Consider the following 16,003-nt stretch of genomic DNA (forward strand, 5'->3'; position numbering starts at 1 on the left):
GTTTGAAATAAAAATGATATTTTTACGATAATCAATATTATTTATCTGTAACATTACCAGAAATACTCATTAAACAAAAAAAATATGACAATAAAAAGGATTTTCGATTTTGCGCGCCATGCTTTGGAAAACTATCCTCAGGACGATATGTTTATCACAAAATACCATGGGGAATGGCAAAAAATTTCAACAAAAGAATTTGTTGACCAGGGAAATAAAATATCCCGCGGATTACTGAAACTGGGAATTAAACCAAGTGACAAAATCGCCCTCATTACGACAGCAACCCGTACAGAATGGGCAGTAATGGATTTCGGAATTTCTCAGATCGGGGCAGTCTCGGTGCCGGTTTATCCTACGATTTCGCCCGAAGATTACGAATTTATTTTTAATAATGCAGATGTACAGTACTGTTTTGTGTCAGACCGCGAACTGCTGGATAAAGTGAATAAAATTAAACCCAATGTGTCTTCATTGAAAGGTGTTTTTACATTTGATCAGGTAGATGGTGCAGCCAACTGGAATGAAATTTTGGATTTGGGCAGCGATGAAGCAACACAAAGCGAGGTGGCTGATCTCAGCAACAGCATCAATACTGAAGATCTGGCAACGATTATCTATACGTCCGGAACTACCGGAAAACCAAAAGGCGTAATGCTTACCCACCACAATATTGTGGCGAATGTACTGGCTTCAGACCCCAGAATTCCACGGGTTAAAGGTCTTCAGAATACCGAGATCAGAATTTTAAGTTTCCTCCCGATCTGTCATATTTTCGAGAGAATGCTCTTCTATCTTTATCAGTATAATGGCTATTCTGTGTATTTTGCTGAAAGCATTGATAAAATGGGCGACAACATTAAAGAGGTGAAACCGCACATCATGTCTGTAGTACCAAGACTGATCGAGAAAGTTTACGACAAGATTTACGATAAAGGAACCAGCGCCGGCGGCCTGAAATCTAAAATCTTCCTTTGGGCTCTTGGAGTAAACAAGGCCAAGCAGAATATTGGTAAACCATCCGGATTAATGGAGATGATTGCGGATAAACTGGTATTCTCTAAATGGAGAGAAGGTTTGGGTGGAAACATCATCACATTAGTCTCCGGTTCGGCAGCACTGCAGCCACGACTTAACAAAATGTTCCAGAACGCGGGAATCCCAATTTTAGAAGGATATGGTTTAACTGAAACCTCCCCGGTAATTTCAGTAAACAGTTTCGGCAAAATTAAAATCGGAACCGTAGGTCATGTGCTTGAAAATCTTGATGTAAAAATTCAGGAAGACGGCGAAATTACCGTAAAAGGACCTTCTGTATTTAAAGGATATTTCAAGAATGAAGAAATGACCAAAGAAGTTTTCACAGAGGACGGCTATTTTAAAACCGGCGACATCGGACATATCGATGATGAAGGTTATCTGCATATCACCGACCGTAAAAAAGAAATGTTCAAAACTTCAGGCGGAAAATATGTTGCGCCTCAGGTCATCGAGAATCAGGCAAAGGCTTCGAAATTCATCGAGCAGATCATGGTGGTGGGTGATGGCGAGAAGATGCCTTGCGCATTGATTCAGCCCGATTTCAATTTCGTGCAGCACTGGGCAGAACGTAAGCAGATCAACGTGGGAACAACTCCGGAAGAAATGGCCAACAGTCCTGAACTTAAAGAAAGAATTGGTAAGGAAATCGACTATCTCAACACTAAATTAGGCAGCTGGGAACAAATTAAACGTTTCGAGCTCACCCCGGAAGTTTGGACCATCGATTCCGGCGTCCTCACACCAACGCTTAAACTGAAGCGTAAAGCGGTGAAAGAACGTTATATAAAACTCTACAATAAAATGTACGGCCACGAGGCCTAAACTTTAAAAGCACGGTTTGTATGGCCGTGCTTTTTTATTTTCCGTGAGCTCTCCTACCAAGATTGCAACTATTATAAAAGTATATCAAAGCGGAAAACTGCGAGAGTTGTCGTTTCTTTCTCAAACAACTATTTTTGCAGCATTAATTTACCGATGAAAGCTGCTCTGAACTTGTTCAATTTTTCCCAGAAAATAAACTACCGCACCGAAATCCTGGCCGGACTTACCGTGGCAATGACCATGATTCCCGAGTCGCTTTCTTTCGCGATTCTCGCCGGATTCCCGCCACTGGTTGGGCTTTACGGCGCATTTATTATGGGACTTGTTACGGCAATCTTCGGCGGAAGGCCTGGACTGATTTCCGGCGGTGCAGGTGCTACCGTAATTGTATTGATCGCACTGATGAAGTCTCACGGTTTGGAATATGTCTTCGGAGCAATTGCCCTGGCGGGTATTATTCAGATTTTTGTAGGACTTTTAAAACTGGGTAAATTTATACGGCTGGTTCCGCAACCCGTGATGTTTGGTTTTGTAAATGGGCTGGCGATTGTCATTTTCATGTCTCAACTCGAACAGTTCAAAATAACCACCAACGGTCAGACCGAATGGCTCAGCGGCACGCCTTTTCTTATCATGGCAGGGCTGGTAGCGCTTACGATCGGCATCGTCATTCTTTTGCCAAAATTCACAAAGAAAATTCCTGCTTCCCTGGCAGCAATTATGATCGTTTTCGCCATCGTGATGATCTTTGGAATCGAGACTAAAAAAGTGGAAGACATTGCTTCTGTAAGCGGAAGTTTACCGCCTTTTCATATTCCCAATATTCCGTTCGATCTGGAAACTTTAAAAGTTATTTTTCCATACGCATTGATTATGGCCGCAGTAGGTTTAACGGAAGGGCTTTTAACCCTTAATCTGGTAGACGAAATTACCGGAACCAAAGGCAACAGCAACCGCGAATGTATCGCACAGGGCGGCGCCAATATCCTGAACGGTTTTTTCTACGGAATGGGCGGCTGCACTATGATTGCCCAAACGCTTGTAAATCTTTCTGCGGGTTCCCGCGCCAGACTTTCTGGGATTGTAGCAGCTTTAACCATTTTACTTATTATTTTAGTAGGCGCACCTGTAATCGGGAAACTACCAATGGCTGCGCTAACTGGAGTCATGATCATGGTCGCTATCGGTACGTTCGAATGGGCAAGTCTGAGGATTTTCAGACGCATGCCAAAATCCGATATTTTTGTGATGATTGTGGTGACTTTAATTACAATATTCCTTCATAATCTGGCATTGGCAGTTTTAATCGGAGTAATTATTTCTGCACTGGTTTTTGCCTGGGATAATGCCAAAAGGATCCGTGCCCGAAAACATACCGATGAAAACGGTGTGAAGCATTATGAAATTTACGGCCCTCTGTTTTTCGGTTCAGTTACCGGTTTCGCGGAAAAGTTTGATGTAGCAAACGATCCGCAGGAAATCATCATCGACTTCGCTGAAAGCCGTGTCGTGGATATGTCGGCTATTGAAGCATTAAATGCGATCACCCACCGTTATCACAAAGCCGGAAAAACAGTCCGTCTTCAACATTTAAGTCCGGATTGCCGCACGCTTCTGAAGAATGCCGAAGCCATTATTGAGGTGAATATTCTCGAAGATCCCATGTACCTTGTGACTGAAAAAACTTAATTGCTGTCAATAGAAGCAGGAAAAATAGCTGGAAAGGAAAACGGCATAATTATTTTACTGTCTGCCATTTATCGGCACAAAATTGGATGCCATGCTATCCATAAAAAACATTTTGTGTCGTTAATGGCTACTTTACGTTTCTATTCTGATAAAATCCTGGAATCATGGAAAATCCACTTCAAAACGACGGCTATAATTTTAACCGTTCACCGTTAAACTCCAGAAAAACATTACGCAGATTTTTTTCTGAAAGCCTAAAAGAACTGTATTTCTCCGAAAATATTATTTTTACTGAATTCGGAAAAATCAGCCATAAAATCAAATCAGAAAAGCTTAAATTTATCTTAAAGAATCATTTGATAATCCATCTAAAGCACAAAGAGCGGCTGGAAAAAATTTTTCAAATGCAGAATGAATCTCTTAAATCGAAAGAGTGTGCAGCCATTATTGCTTTGCTGAATGAGGCAAAGCAACATTTTACCATATTTTCAGATGACATTGTAAACTGGGAAATTGCCCTCATCCTTACTTCCCGTAAACTCGCACATTACAAAATAGCCGCCTATGGATCTGCTGCCCACCTGGCAATAAATCTGAATGATCATGCTGCTGCCACGCTTCTTGCAATAGATGTTCAGGAAGAAGAGGAATTTATTGAACGATATTTGAATGATATTACCTACGAATTCCTGAAGCCTTACCGGCCGTAAAAAACATTAGTTTAACTCACCGCAAATCCGCATCCGTTTTTCCAAAAATTATTGAAAAAAGCAGGTGTTATTTCTCCCGTTCTTTTAAAATCGACTCAATTTCTGCTAAAGAAAACCCTTTCGCTTTCAACAGAATTAAATAATGATACAATAAATCCGCTGCTTCGTTTTTAAAAAGTTCTGCATTGTCGTCTTTTGCTTCTATCACAAGTTCCACGGCCTCCTCGCCTACTTTCTGGGCGATTTTATTAATTCCTCTTTTGTACAGTTGATTGGTGTAGGAATTTTCCACATCCTGATCAATTCTTTGATGAATGGTTTGCTCCAGCTGATACAAAAATCCTTTTGCAGTTTCTGTACGGAAACAGGAAACCGTTCCTTTATGACAGGTCGGCCCGTCCGCTTGCGCGAGAATGAGTAAAGTGTCGTCATCACAATCGAGCCTGATGTCTTTCACCCAAAGAAAGTTTCCGGAAGTTTCGCCTTTTGTCCAGAGGCGGTTTTTGCTTCGGCTGAAGAAAGTTACTTTCTGCTCTTTCATCGTTTTTTCGAACGCTTCTTCGTTCATATATCCCTGCATCAGCACTTGCAGGCTCACCTCATCCTGAATAATTACGGGAATCAGGCCATTTGATTTTTTAAAATTGGGTTTCATATTCTTACAGGGATATTTTGAGTTTGTAAATACTTTTTAAGTTCAGGAATCGGGATTTGTCCGAAATGAAAAACACTTGCAGCCAAAGCCGCCGTGACATTCGTTCTGTTGAAAACCTCCGCAAAATGTTCCATCGTTCCCGCTCCTCCAGATGCAATCACCGGAATGGTAACGGCTTCAGAGACTGCTTTGCTGATGTCTATGGCGAAACCGTTCTTTGTGCCGTCGTTATTCATCGAAGTTAGGAGGATTTCACCAGCTCCAAGTTCGGCGCCTTTTTTTGCCCAATCAACGGTTTTTAATTCTGTAGAAACTGTCCCGCCACTGCGGAAAACCTTCCACTCATCATTCACAAATTTTGTATCGACCGCCAAAACGACGCACTGGTTTCCAAATTCACGCGCGATCTCGGTAATCAGTTCTGGTCTTAGGATTGCTGCAGAATTCAAACTGATTTTATCCGCACCGGAATCGATTATTTTTTTTGCATCTTCTAAAGTATTAATGCCTCCGCCGACCGTAAACGGAATATTGATTTCCGAAGCAATTCGGGTTACAAGTTCCGTGAGTGTTTTCCGGTTTTCGAGCGTTGCGGTAATGTCGAGAAAAACGAGTTCGTCCGCACCTTCATGTGCATATCTTTTGGCCAGTTCCACAGGATCGCCCGCATCTCTGATGTCCAGAAAATTGATTCCTTTTACCGTTCTTCCGTTTTTAATGTCTAAACACGGGATGATTCTTTTTTTCAGCATAATTCGGATAATCCTTTGAGGTTAATGGTGCCTTCATAAATTGCTTTGCCGATAATCGCGCCTTCGCAGCCAATATTTTTCAACTTCTGAACATCTTCTATCGTGGTGATTCCACCACTTGCAATGAGACTGATGGTGGTGTCTGTCAAAATCTCTTCATACAGTTCAAAAGCCGGTCCCGAAAGCATTCCGTCTTTATCGATATCGGTCACGATACTGTATTTTGCACCTTTGTTCTCGTAGTCTTTAATAAAAGAAATCACATCAAGATTACTGTTTTCGAGCCAGCCATTGGTGGCAATCCTCCTGTTTTTACAGTCGGCGCCCAGAATAATTTTCTCAGCCCCGTATTTCATGAGCCATTCCAACATCAAATCCTGATTTTGGGCGGCAATACTTCCCACAGTAATCTGCTTTGCACCACATTCAAAAGCAGTTTTAATATCGTTTTCGGATTTAATACCACCGCCGAAATCCACATTCAAATTCGTTTGGGAAGCCAAAACTTCCAATATTTTATAATTGACAATCTGTTTGGCTTTTGCACCATCAAGGTCCACAACATGTAGATATTGGATGCCTGCATCTTCAAATATTTTAGCCATATGCAACGGGTTTTCACTGTATATTTTTTGGGTGGAGTAATCGCCTTTGGTTAATCTCACACATTTTCCACCGATGATGTCGATGGCCGGTATAATTCTCATAAGTTTAAAAAGTTTTTTAAAATCTGTATTCCTGTTGGCGCAGATTTTTCGGGGTGAAACTGGGTAGCGTAGAAGTTATCTTTCTGTAGAGCCGCGCTGAAAGAGAGGATATAATCCGTTACCGCCATGGTTTCATCACTGATTTCCGCGTAATAACTGTGAACAAAATAGCAGTTTTCTTCGATGTCAACATCTTCGAACAATTTTCCTTTTACTGAAGTGAAATTATTCCAGCCGGTGTGAGGCACAAGATCTTCGGGGGGAAACTTTTTTACTTTTGTTTTAAAAATTCCTAAAGTTTCAGTTTCACCTTCTTCCGAAGACTCACAAAGCAGCTGCATCCCGAGACATATTCCGAGAACCGGCTGTTTCAGGGATTTAATTACTTTATCGAGTCCCTTTTCTTTCAGATAATTCATGGCAGAAGCTGCTTCTCCAACTCCCGGAAGAATTACTTTTTCAGCACTTTTCAGTACTTCCGGGTCATCCGTAATAACTGTTTCGTAGCCGAGCCGCTTCACCGCATTTTCCACGGAAAGCGCATTTCCTGCATTGTATTTCAATATTGCGATCATAAAATTCCTTTGGTGCTAGGGATGTTATAGTTTTCGGTTTTGCTCACCGCCATTTTCACTGCTTTTGCAAAAGCTTTGAAGGTTGCCTCGATTTTGTGGTGTTCATTGTCGCCTTCAGCTTTAATATTGAGGTTACATCTTGCCTGATCGCTGAACGATTTAAAGAAATGGAAAAACAGTTCGGTGGGAACATCTCCGATTTTCTCTCTTTTAAATTCCGCTTCCCAAACCAGCCAGGGTCTTCCACCGAAATCCACGGCAACCTGAGCCAGGCAGTCATCCATCGGCAATAAAAAGCCGTACCGCGAAATCGCTTTCTTGTTTCCGAGCGCCTGTAGAAAAGCGTCGCCCAAAGCGATCGCAGTGTCTTCAACCGTGTGATGTTCATCAATTTCGAGGTCGCCTTTTACCTGAACTTTCAGATCGAGGCTGCCGTGTCTGGAAATCTGCTGCAACATATGATCGAAAAAAGGCAAACCCGTATTTATTTCTGAAACGCCGCTGCCATCGAGATTCACTTCAATATTGATGGAAGTTTCCAGGGTTTCCCTTTTCACTTTTCCGATTCTTGGGACCGATTTCAAGTACTGATAAATTTCGTTCCAGTCTTGGGTGACAAAAGTTGCCAGCGTATTTTCTTCTTCACCGATGAATATGGATTTTGAGCCTAAATTTTCCGCAAGTTTGATATCGGTTTTCCGGTCGCCAATGACGAAGGAATTTTCAAGATCGTAATTTCCGTAAATATATTTGCTGAGCATTGCGGTTCCGGGTTTTCTGGTGGGTTTATTTTCGTGCTCAAAAGACCGATCAATAAAGATTTCTGCAAAATTTACGCCCTCATTTTTTAAAGTATTGATGATGAAATTGTGCACCGGCCAAAATGTATCTTCCGGAAAAGAATCTGTTCCCAAACCGTCCTGATTGCTTACCATCACCAATTCATAATTGAGTTCTCTGGCAATTTTTGAAAGACTGCTGAAGACATTAGGAAGAAATTCGAGTTTTTCGAAACTGTCGATCTGAAAATCTTCAGGTTCACGGATGATGGTTCCGTCGCGGTCTATAAATAAAACTTTCTTAGTCATTGCTGAATTCTTTTAATGCATTTAATAATTCTTGATTTTCCTCCGCCGTTCCTACAGAAATACGCATACAGTTTTTGATGACAGAATTGCGGTTTCTGATGATAATTTTTCTTTCAATAAGCTTTTCATAGAGTTCATCAGCATTTTCTACTTCTACCAGAAGAAAATTGGCATCGGAAGGATAAATTTTTCTGATGATTTTTAAACCGGAAAGATTTTGAATGAGCTGTTTTTTTTCAATTAAAATATTCTTTACTTTCTGATTAAATTCCGATTCTTTACCTAAAATTTCCAGGGCTGTATGCTGATTGACTGTGCTGATGTTGTAAGGTGCTTTAACGCGGTTGAAATAGGAAAGAATTTCTTCATTCATGTAACCGATTCCGAGACGGATTCCGGCTAATCCCCACGCTTTGCTTAAGGTTTGAATCACGATTAAATTGGGATATTCGTTGATTTTCTGAATGAAAGAAGGCTGATCGCAGAAATCAATATACGCTTCATCGATGAGTACAATTCCGTTAAAGTTTTTAAGGATAAACTCAATATCATCGGTTCGCAATAAATTTCCGGTAGGATTATTCGGCGAACAGATAAAAATCAGTTTTAGGTTTGGATCCGAAAAATAAGGCTGTAAAAGATTTCTGTCCATCTGAAAATCCTCATCCAAAGGAAGTTTAATAAGTTCCACATTGTTGATATTTGCCGAAACTTCATACATTCCATACGTCGGAACAAAAGTCAGCGCTTTATCTTTGCCGGGTTCACAAAAAATCCTGAATGCCAGATCGATTGCCTCATCACTTCCGTTCCCGATAAAAATCTGCTTAGTCGAAATGTTTTTGAGTTCCGCCAATTTTTCTTTTAAAGCCGGCTGATAAGGATCGGGATAACGGTTGTAGATCCCGAACGGGTTTTCGTTGGCATCCATAAAAATGCCTTCTTTTCCCGAATATTCATCTCTCGCGCTGGAGTACGGAGCCAAAGCCTGAATGTTTTTTCTGACGAGCGCCTGAATTTTATTTTTCATCCTGTATTTTTTTTAGTCTTATGGAAACCGCGTTTTTGTGTGCCAAAAGCTGTTCTGCTTCTGCCATCACCTCAATTGATCTGCCAATCTTCTGCAACCCAGATTTACTGATATTCTGGAAAGTAATTTTTTTCACGAAACTGTCTAAAGAAACGCCGCTGTAATTTCTAGCATAGCCGTTTGTAGGAAGGGTGTGATTGGTTCCGCTTGCATAATCGCCTGCACTTTCGCAGGAATAATTTCCGAGAAAAACCGAACCGGCATTCTGAATTTGGTCAGCAAATTCTTCAGCCTTTTCAATGGCAAGGATTAAATGTTCCGGCGCATATAGATTACTGAAATCTATACATTCGGTGATGGAATTTAACACCACAGAAAAACTGTTTTCGAGTGCTTTTTCAGCAACAGATGCTCTGGGTAAAACGCTCAGCTGCTCATTCAAAGCAATTTTCACTTTCTCTACCAGTTCCACAGAATCTGAAACCAAAACAACCTGACTGTCTGGTCCGTGTTCTGCCTGAGAAAGCAAATCTGAAGCTACGAAATCAGCATCAGCAGTGGAATCTGCAATTACCAGAACTTCACTGGGTCCGGCGGGAAGATCAATCGCGATGCCGTTTTTCTGAACCAATTCTTTGGCTTTGGTAACATACTGATTTCCGGGCCCGAAAATTTTGTCAACTTTAGGAACTGTTTTTGTACCGAAAGCCAAAGCTGCAACCGCCTGCGCACCGCCAACTTTATAAATTTCGTTAATGCCAAGAAAAGAAGCGGTATACAAAACTGCAGGATTAATGTTGCCGTTTTTGTCGGGAGGAGTACACAATACAATTTTCCCGCATCCGGCAATCATGGCGGGAATTCCTAACATTAAAACCGTTGAAAACAAAGGTGCAGAACCGCCGGGAATGTACAGACCGACCTTTTCAATGGCAACACTTTTTCTCCAGCATTTTATTCCGGTCATGGTTTCCACGGAGGGTTCTTTCACTTGCTGAGCGGAATGAAAAATACGGATATTGCCGGCCGCTACCGCAATAGCTTCTTTCAGATCGTCAGAAACTTCGGACCCTGCTTTTTCAATCTCCATCGCGGAAACTTTTATATTTTCTACCTCTACTTTATCGAAAGCCAAAGTCAGTTTTTTCAATGCCTTATCGCCTTCCAGACGTACTTCCTCTAAAACAGCAGCAACTTTTTCCTCCAGGTCTTCGGCAGGAAAAGAAGGCCGTTCACAGTATTCAGCCCAATCGGTATATGGTGGATTAATAATGGTTTTCATTGGATTAAATTTACGTGTTTTAAAGAATCATTTTTTCAATTGGGACTACCAGAATTCCTTCGGCACCAGCTTCTTTGAGTTCGTCGATAATATCCCAGAACTTCTCTTCACTGATGACGGAATGCAGGCTGCTCCACCCTTCTTTTGCCAATGGAAGTATCGTGGGACTGTTCATTCCCGGAAGAATCCCGATAATTTTTTCGAGCTGATTATTCGGCGTATTGAGAAGAATATATTTGTTTTCTCTGGCCTTTTGAACGGAACGGATCCGGAAAAGTAATTTATTTAAAACAGACTGTATTTCTTCATCCAGATTTTGATTCGATACCAAAACCGCCTGGCTTTTAAGAACGGTTTCCACTTCTTTCAATCCATTGGAAAGCAAAGTAGATCCACTGCTTACAATATCGCAGATTCCGTCGGCCAAACCAATTCCCGGTGCGATTTCTACACTTCCGGAAATTACTTCTACCGTTGCGCTAATGCCATTTTCTCGGAAATAATTTCCCAGAATATTCGGATAAGAAGTGGCTACTTTTTTATTATTAAAGAATGTCAGCCCTTCATAATCAGTTTCCTTTGGAACCGCTAAACTTAAACGGCAGGCCGAAAAATTCAGTTTTTCAACGATGGTGATTTTTTTTTCGCTTTCGAGAAACACATTTTCACCAATGATGCCGATGTGGGCGACATTCTGCTCCACGTACTGCGGAATATCATCATCGCGTAGAAACAGAATTTCCACAGGAAAATTACTGGATTCGGTGATGAGTTTTCCGCCTCCGTTGGGAAATTTAAGACCGCATTCTTCTAAAAGCGCAATCGATTTTTCACTGAGCCGGCCACTTTTCTGGATGGCAATTTTGAGTTTACTCATATAATTTGTTTTAAAAATGCATGAGTAAATCGAAGGGAAAAAAAAGAACTTGAAAAAAGAAAATCCCGACTGATTTACTCAGGCGGGATTAAATATTGGTGATCTACAACATATCATAATCAGCTCGCGAGAGTGCAAGTATGAAAATGATGATGATGTAACTGCTTGAACATTCTGTTTGTTTTGTGAGGACAAATGTAGGAACTATTTTTTATTTACACTGTAAAAAAATAAAAAATATTTGAATTTAAAATATATCCGGTTACAAACGGATAATTCTTTATATTTGATTATCAAAACTTTAAGTATGGAAAACTGTCTGGAATGTGGCGATAAAATTATCGGAAGAAGCGACAAGAAATTCTGCAACGATGGCTGCAGAAATGCCTTCAACAACAAACACAATAAAGATTCTACAAACCTGATGCGCAACATCAACAACAAACTGCGCAAAAACCACCGCATCCTGAGTGAACAGAAATTTATTGAAGGTAAGGCGAAAACAACCCGCAACAAACTCGCTGCAGAAGGCTTCGATTTTGAATATTTCACCAGCCTTAAAGTCTATAGAAATGGTGCAGAATATCGTTTCGTTTATGATATTGGTTATAAATTACTGGAGGAAGACTGGATTTTGCTGGTGCGGAAGGAATAAGTTATATTTGAGCATAATTTTTTTAATGAAAAAACCTCTACTTCTCGCCTTTTTCTTTTTTCTTTCTGCTACATTTTTTAGTCAAAAACACAAAACAGATTCTGACGCTTTTTTCTATGAGAACAAGGGCCAGATTATTGATCAGAACGGTAATGCGAATCCGAACGTAAAATATCTTTTAAATGTTGGTGGATTAAATGTTCAGATCAAAACCGATGGTTTTTCTTACGATGTCTACGAAGCTAAGAGAACTTTAAAGACTGGCTCAATGAAATTTGAAAAAGAGCCGGTAAAAAGAACGAAAAAAAATCCGGAATATGATATCGAACAGCAGTTTCACCGTGTTGATATCACGTTTGTGGGTGCAAATAAAAATCCTACAATTATTGCTGAAGGCAAATCGGCTGACTATGATAATTATTACAATCTTCCTCATCGCCCATCAGGGGTGGTAAATGTTCACCGATTCGAAAAAGTTATCTATAAAAATTTATACTCCAATATCGATTTGTTTTTTTTCAAGCCGACGGACACGCTGAAACCGGTAGAATACAATTTCATCATTCATCCAGGCGGTAAAATTTCCGATATAAAACTGCAATTTAAAGGAGCACAAACCCATTTAAAAGACGGAAAAATATCAATGGATCTGCGGTTCGGCGAAATGCAGGAAAATATTCCCCATTCGTGGACCGAGATGAACGGCAAGAAAGAAGACCTTACGGTGGAATATACGGATTTAGGAGATGCCACTTACGGTTTTAAAACCACTCAGGATACTTTCAGCAAAACGGTAATTATCGATCCTGTTCCGACAAGAATCTGGAGTACATTTAATAATCATACCACAGGTGGTAGTGTGGAAAATTTTATAAAATCAACTAAAAACTCGGAGTTTGTATATGAATCTTCACAAATTACTAACGCCAAAAATCTTGCAACATCCGGTGCATTCATTATAAATACCATTTTAGGAATTGAATATGGCTATGTAATCAAGTTCGGCGATAATGGTATAAAGATATGGGGAACATTTATTGGCACCAGTTACCCTACAACATATAACAATAACAATCGCAGTAAGATCTGGGACGGTGTGATTGACGAAAATGACAACCTGTATGTAGCTGGTTCAGTATGGAACAAATCGACAACGTCCAATCCTATAACAACTCCCGGTACATTCATGCAGAATGGCTCTGCCAATGACAGAGAAGGGTTTATCTTAAAATTAAACCCCTCTGGACAGCGGATTTGGGGTACTTATTTTGGAGGCAGCCTGCCAGATGAAATACTATGTGTTGATATTGATACAAACCAAAATATAATTTTTGGGGGTAAAACCCAAAGTATAAACAACATTTCAACGTTTGATGCCGAGATACCTTCGTTTTCAATTGTCAATAATTATGTGGGCTTCTGGGGAAAAATGAACCAGAGTGGACAGTTACTTTACAGTACATATTTTTACGCTCCAGTGGCACAAATTAAAAATGACTCTTCAAATAATATATACATCGGAGGACAATACCGAAATAACATAAATATCCCAAAATTCACGACGCCAGGCGTTCATCAGGAAAATTTAATAGGATTAGAAAATGCATTCGTTATTAAATATGACCATAATTATAATAAAAAGTGGGGAACTTTTTACGGTGGAAAAAATTTTAAGAACGGGTCAATTTACGGAAGACTAAATGACCTTATAAAAATCGGCACTGATACAGATTTTAATGTATATATTGTAGGTAACACCACTGCGATGGATAATATTTCCACGCCGGGCTCATTCAAGGAAGTTACTCTTGGAAGTGGGTGTGACATTTTTATAGCAAAACTGAACCCATCTGGCCAACGAATTTGGGGTACTTATTATGGTGCGGATACGGATTATGACGATTTTATTAATGATGCTAAAATAAACAAAGATGGTGACATATATTTGACGGGAAGAACATGGAATTATATCGCAATGATTCCTCCTCTTGATGTTCCCAACGCCCGGGCTGGAGGATTTATTACCAAGTTTAGAAATGACGGAACTATTGATTATGCGTTTTTATATAATGCGTATTTTTCACGTTCTGTAAGTGAAATCCGAAAAATAGATGTAAATGAGGATAATATTTTTATATCTGGTATCGGAGATCATCCGTACTATTATGCAACACCGGGTTCTTACCAGCAGACCGGTGCAACCGCAGCGTTTGGCGGAAAATTTGTTGCGAAATTCGGAATCTGTTCATCTAATCCACATGTCTCTGCAAATTCGCAAATATGTCCTTATTCAGACATCAATCTCTCCGCCTCGGGAGGCACCTCCTATTCCTGGAGCGGTCCTAACGGATTCAGCTCTGCCCAGCAAAATCCAACAATTCCTAATGCAACGGCAATTCACACCGGAACTTATACCTGCATCATAACCGGTACCGGAGATTGCGACGGTACATATTCTGTCACTGTTAAAGTGGAAGACAAAACAGCTCCCGTTCCTCATATTGTGAATCTTCCTTTAGTAACCGGAAATTGTAAAACAATCATTACCACCATTCCAACAGCAACAGATGTCTGTATGGGTAATATTATCGGAACAACTACCGATCCGCTGCAATATTCACTGCCGGGAAATTATGTGATTACCTGGACATATAATGACGGAAACGGAAATATTTCCACTCAAAACCAGAACGTAACGATAACAAGTGAGCCTTTACCAGTTGCGAATGCAGCACAAAGTTTCTGCAAAATTACCTCTCCAAAGATTTCCAATCTTCAGATTACGGGAACCTCCATAAAATGGTATGATGCTGCAGGAAATGCTTTAAGTTCAAACACCAATTTAACTGACGGTACAAAATATTATGCAAGCCAGACGCTGAATGGCTGCGAAAGTGCCAAAACAGAAATTACGGTAACGCTCAATGATCCCACGGCACCGACAGGAAGTACTCAGCAGGATTTCTGTTCCGCCCAGAACCCTACTATTTCTAATTTGACGGTAACAGGTCAGAATATAATTTGGTATGATTCAACAGGCACGATACTGACAGCTTCTACTCCTCTTTCGGATGGTAAAACTTACTATGCAACCCAATCTGTAAACGGCTGCGAAAGTACAACCAAACTGGCGGTAAAAGTTGCTGTTGCGAATGGCGGAATTCCGGCAAATAATTATGCAACCGCTTTCTGTAATGATACTACAGCAACTACCAAGATTGTAGATCTTAATAATTACAGAACAAGTCTTATTGCCAATACAGCAGGTTTAAATTTCGAATTCTTTGATTCCGCGAATCAATCAATTACTAATCCGGCAAACCAAAAACTGAACATCGGAGCAAATGTGTTTGATGTGAAAATTTCTAACACACTTGGCTGTTTTGTCTACGTAAAACTGGATTTAACTTTACATCCAAAACCAACACTGAATCTCCCTGCGAGCGCGGAATTTTGCTCAGGACAATCAGTGAATTTAGATGCAGGAAGCGGATTTTCTTCTTACGAATGGACGAAAGACAGCAATCCAACTGTAATCTCGACAAAACAGACGCTTTCGGTTTCTGAGGTCGGAAAATACACGGTAAAAGTTAGAAATATTTTTGGATGCGAAAATACATCTTCTGTTATGGTAACGAAATCATCTTTCGGAACGATTACGGGAGTTCAGATCGTAAATAATACAGCAACAGTCATTATGTCGAATTCTGGGGATTTTCTCTATTCTTTGGACAATGCTGTTTGGCAAACGTCAAATATATTTAGCAATCTGTCCAACGGAAGTCATACGATATTTGTAAAAACCTCCGGAAACTGCGTGATTGGGCAGATGAATTTCACGATTTTCAATGTTCCGAACAGTTTCACTCCTAATTCTGACGGCATTAATGATACATGGAAAATAGACGGAATGGAAATTTACCCGAATTCTGACATTAAAGTTTACGACAGAAACGGAAAACTGGTCCTGTCAAAAATAACCGCCGGAACTTTTGAATGGGACGGGAAATTTGATTCCCGTGCCCTTCCAACCGGAAGTTATTGGTATATCATTAAAGTTTCTGACGGGCGTATTTTAAACGGTTGGCTATTGATAAAAAACAGGAATTAGAGATGAAAT

General features: G+C 40.3%; 13 protein-coding genes. 5 read left to right on the forward strand and 8 right to left on the reverse strand.

The features are described 5' to 3' along the window. Positions 1-84 precede the first annotated feature (84 nt). The 3 genes from CDW55_RS08910 (at position 85) to CDW55_RS08920 (ending at position 4,262) form a co-directional block, all read left to right on the forward strand. On the forward strand, positions 85-1,863 hold the full coding sequence (locus tag CDW55_RS08910) for an AMP-dependent synthetase/ligase (protein ID WP_088469385.1): 1,779 nt from the start codon (positions 85-87) through the stop codon (positions 1,861-1,863). A 153-nt stretch (positions 1,864-2,016) separates the two neighbouring features. Beyond that, positions 2,017-3,552, forward strand: a complete 1,536-nt coding sequence (locus tag CDW55_RS08915; protein ID WP_088469386.1) for a SulP family inorganic anion transporter — start codon at positions 2,017-2,019, stop codon at positions 3,550-3,552. A 164-nt stretch (positions 3,553-3,716) separates the two neighbouring features. Beyond that, positions 3,717-4,262, forward strand: a complete 546-nt coding sequence (locus tag CDW55_RS08920) for a DUF892 family protein (protein WP_088469387.1) — start codon at positions 3,717-3,719, stop codon at positions 4,260-4,262. Between the two features lie 67 nt (positions 4,263-4,329). Here the strand turns inward: CDW55_RS08920 and hisIE are convergent, their stop codons facing one another. From hisIE to hisG, 8 genes are read right to left on the reverse strand one after another with little or no spacing between them, the layout of a single operon-like run. Continuing rightward, on the reverse strand, positions 4,330-4,917 hold the full coding sequence (hisIE, locus tag CDW55_RS08925; RefSeq protein ID WP_088469388.1) for a bifunctional phosphoribosyl-AMP cyclohydrolase/phosphoribosyl-ATP diphosphatase HisIE: 588 nt from the start codon (positions 4,915-4,917) through the stop codon (positions 4,330-4,332). Further along, positions 4,914-5,669, reverse strand: a complete 756-nt coding sequence (hisF, locus tag CDW55_RS08930) for an imidazole glycerol phosphate synthase subunit HisF (RefSeq protein WP_088469389.1) — start codon at positions 5,667-5,669, stop codon at positions 4,914-4,916. The genes hisIE and hisF overlap by 4 nt, the downstream gene beginning before the upstream one ends. Further along, the gene (gene hisA, locus CDW55_RS08935; RefSeq protein WP_088469390.1) at positions 5,663-6,376 is read right to left on the reverse strand and encodes a 1-(5-phosphoribosyl)-5-[(5-phosphoribosylamino)methylideneamino]imidazole-4-carboxamide isomerase; all 714 of its coding nucleotides are present in this window, start codon (positions 6,374-6,376) and stop codon (positions 5,663-5,665) included. Before hisA ends, hisF begins: the two co-directional genes overlap by 7 nt. After that, the gene (gene hisH / locus CDW55_RS08940) at positions 6,373-6,951 is read right to left on the reverse strand and encodes an imidazole glycerol phosphate synthase subunit HisH (protein WP_088469391.1); all 579 of its coding nucleotides are present in this window, start codon (positions 6,949-6,951) and stop codon (positions 6,373-6,375) included. The genes hisA and hisH overlap by 4 nt, the downstream gene beginning before the upstream one ends. Continuing rightward, the gene (gene hisB / locus CDW55_RS08945; RefSeq protein WP_088469392.1) at positions 6,948-8,039 is read right to left on the reverse strand and encodes a bifunctional histidinol-phosphatase/imidazoleglycerol-phosphate dehydratase HisB; all 1,092 of its coding nucleotides are present in this window, start codon (positions 8,037-8,039) and stop codon (positions 6,948-6,950) included. The genes hisH and hisB overlap by 4 nt, the downstream gene beginning before the upstream one ends. Beyond that, positions 8,032-9,069 carry a histidinol-phosphate transaminase gene (gene hisC, locus CDW55_RS08950; protein ID WP_088469393.1) on the reverse strand — a complete coding sequence of 346 codons (1,038 nt, stop codon included), beginning with the start codon at positions 9,067-9,069 and terminating at the stop codon, positions 8,032-8,034. The genes hisB and hisC overlap by 8 nt, the downstream gene beginning before the upstream one ends. Continuing rightward, on the reverse strand, positions 9,059-10,351 hold the full coding sequence (gene hisD / locus CDW55_RS08955) for a histidinol dehydrogenase (RefSeq protein WP_088469394.1): 1,293 nt from the start codon (positions 10,349-10,351) through the stop codon (positions 9,059-9,061). Before hisD ends, hisC begins: the two co-directional genes overlap by 11 nt. Positions 10,352-10,370: 19 nt before the next feature. Continuing rightward, entirely contained in the window at positions 10,371-11,228 is an 858-nt protein-coding gene (gene hisG, locus CDW55_RS08960; RefSeq protein ID WP_088469395.1) for an ATP phosphoribosyltransferase, read from the reverse strand. Between the two features lie 307 nt (positions 11,229-11,535). On the opposite strand from hisG, the gene CDW55_RS08965 reads away from it, so the two are divergent. After that, positions 11,536-11,883, forward strand: a complete 348-nt coding sequence (locus tag CDW55_RS08965) for a hypothetical protein (RefSeq protein ID WP_088469569.1) — start codon at positions 11,536-11,538, stop codon at positions 11,881-11,883. A 25-nt stretch (positions 11,884-11,908) separates the two neighbouring features. Continuing rightward, a complete protein-coding gene (locus tag CDW55_RS08970) occupies positions 11,909-15,994 on the forward strand; it encodes a T9SS type B sorting domain-containing protein (protein ID WP_179285926.1) in 4,086 nt (1,361 codons plus the stop codon). Positions 15,995-16,003 lie beyond the last annotated feature (9 nt).

Origin of the sequence: Chryseobacterium sp. VAUSW3, from assembly GCF_002205795.1 — a bacterium.
GTDB classification, from domain to species: Bacteria; Bacteroidota; Bacteroidia; order Flavobacteriales; family Weeksellaceae; genus Kaistella; species Kaistella yananensis.

What these genes read in the sequence shown, in the direction of transcription:
- hisA (WP_088469390.1), bottom strand. Translation starts at nt 6,376, where the DNA reads ATGAGAATTATACCGGCCATCGACATCATCGGTGGAAAATGTGTGAGA.
- hisC (WP_088469393.1), bottom strand. Translation starts at nt 9,069, where the DNA reads ATGAAAAATAAAATTCAGGCGCTCGTCAGAAAAAACATTCAGGCTTTG.
- CDW55_RS08915 (WP_088469386.1), top strand. Translation starts at nt 2,017, where the DNA reads ATGAAAGCTGCTCTGAACTTGTTCAATTTTTCCCAGAAAATAAACTAC.
- hisG (WP_088469395.1), bottom strand. Translation starts at nt 11,228, where the DNA reads ATGAGTAAACTCAAAATTGCCATCCAGAAAAGTGGCCGGCTCAGTGAA.
- CDW55_RS08920 (WP_088469387.1), top strand. Translation starts at nt 3,717, where the DNA reads ATGGAAAATCCACTTCAAAACGACGGCTATAATTTTAACCGTTCACCG.
- hisH (WP_088469391.1), bottom strand. Translation starts at nt 6,951, where the DNA reads ATGATCGCAATATTGAAATACAATGCAGGAAATGCGCTTTCCGTGGAA.
- CDW55_RS08970 (WP_179285926.1), top strand. Translation starts at nt 11,909, where the DNA reads ATGAAAAAACCTCTACTTCTCGCCTTTTTCTTTTTTCTTTCTGCTACA.
- hisD (WP_088469394.1), bottom strand. Translation starts at nt 10,351, where the DNA reads ATGAAAACCATTATTAATCCACCATATACCGATTGGGCTGAATACTGT.
- hisIE (WP_088469388.1), bottom strand. Translation starts at nt 4,917, where the DNA reads ATGAAACCCAATTTTAAAAAATCAAATGGCCTGATTCCCGTAATTATT.
- CDW55_RS08910 (WP_088469385.1), top strand. Translation starts at nt 85, where the DNA reads ATGACAATAAAAAGGATTTTCGATTTTGCGCGCCATGCTTTGGAAAAC.
- hisB (WP_088469392.1), bottom strand. Translation starts at nt 8,039, where the DNA reads ATGACTAAGAAAGTTTTATTTATAGACCGCGACGGAACCATCATCCGT.
- hisF (WP_088469389.1), bottom strand. Translation starts at nt 5,669, where the DNA reads ATGCTGAAAAAAAGAATCATCCCGTGTTTAGACATTAAAAACGGAAGA.
- CDW55_RS08965 (WP_088469569.1), top strand. Translation starts at nt 11,536, where the DNA reads ATGGAAAACTGTCTGGAATGTGGCGATAAAATTATCGGAAGAAGCGAC.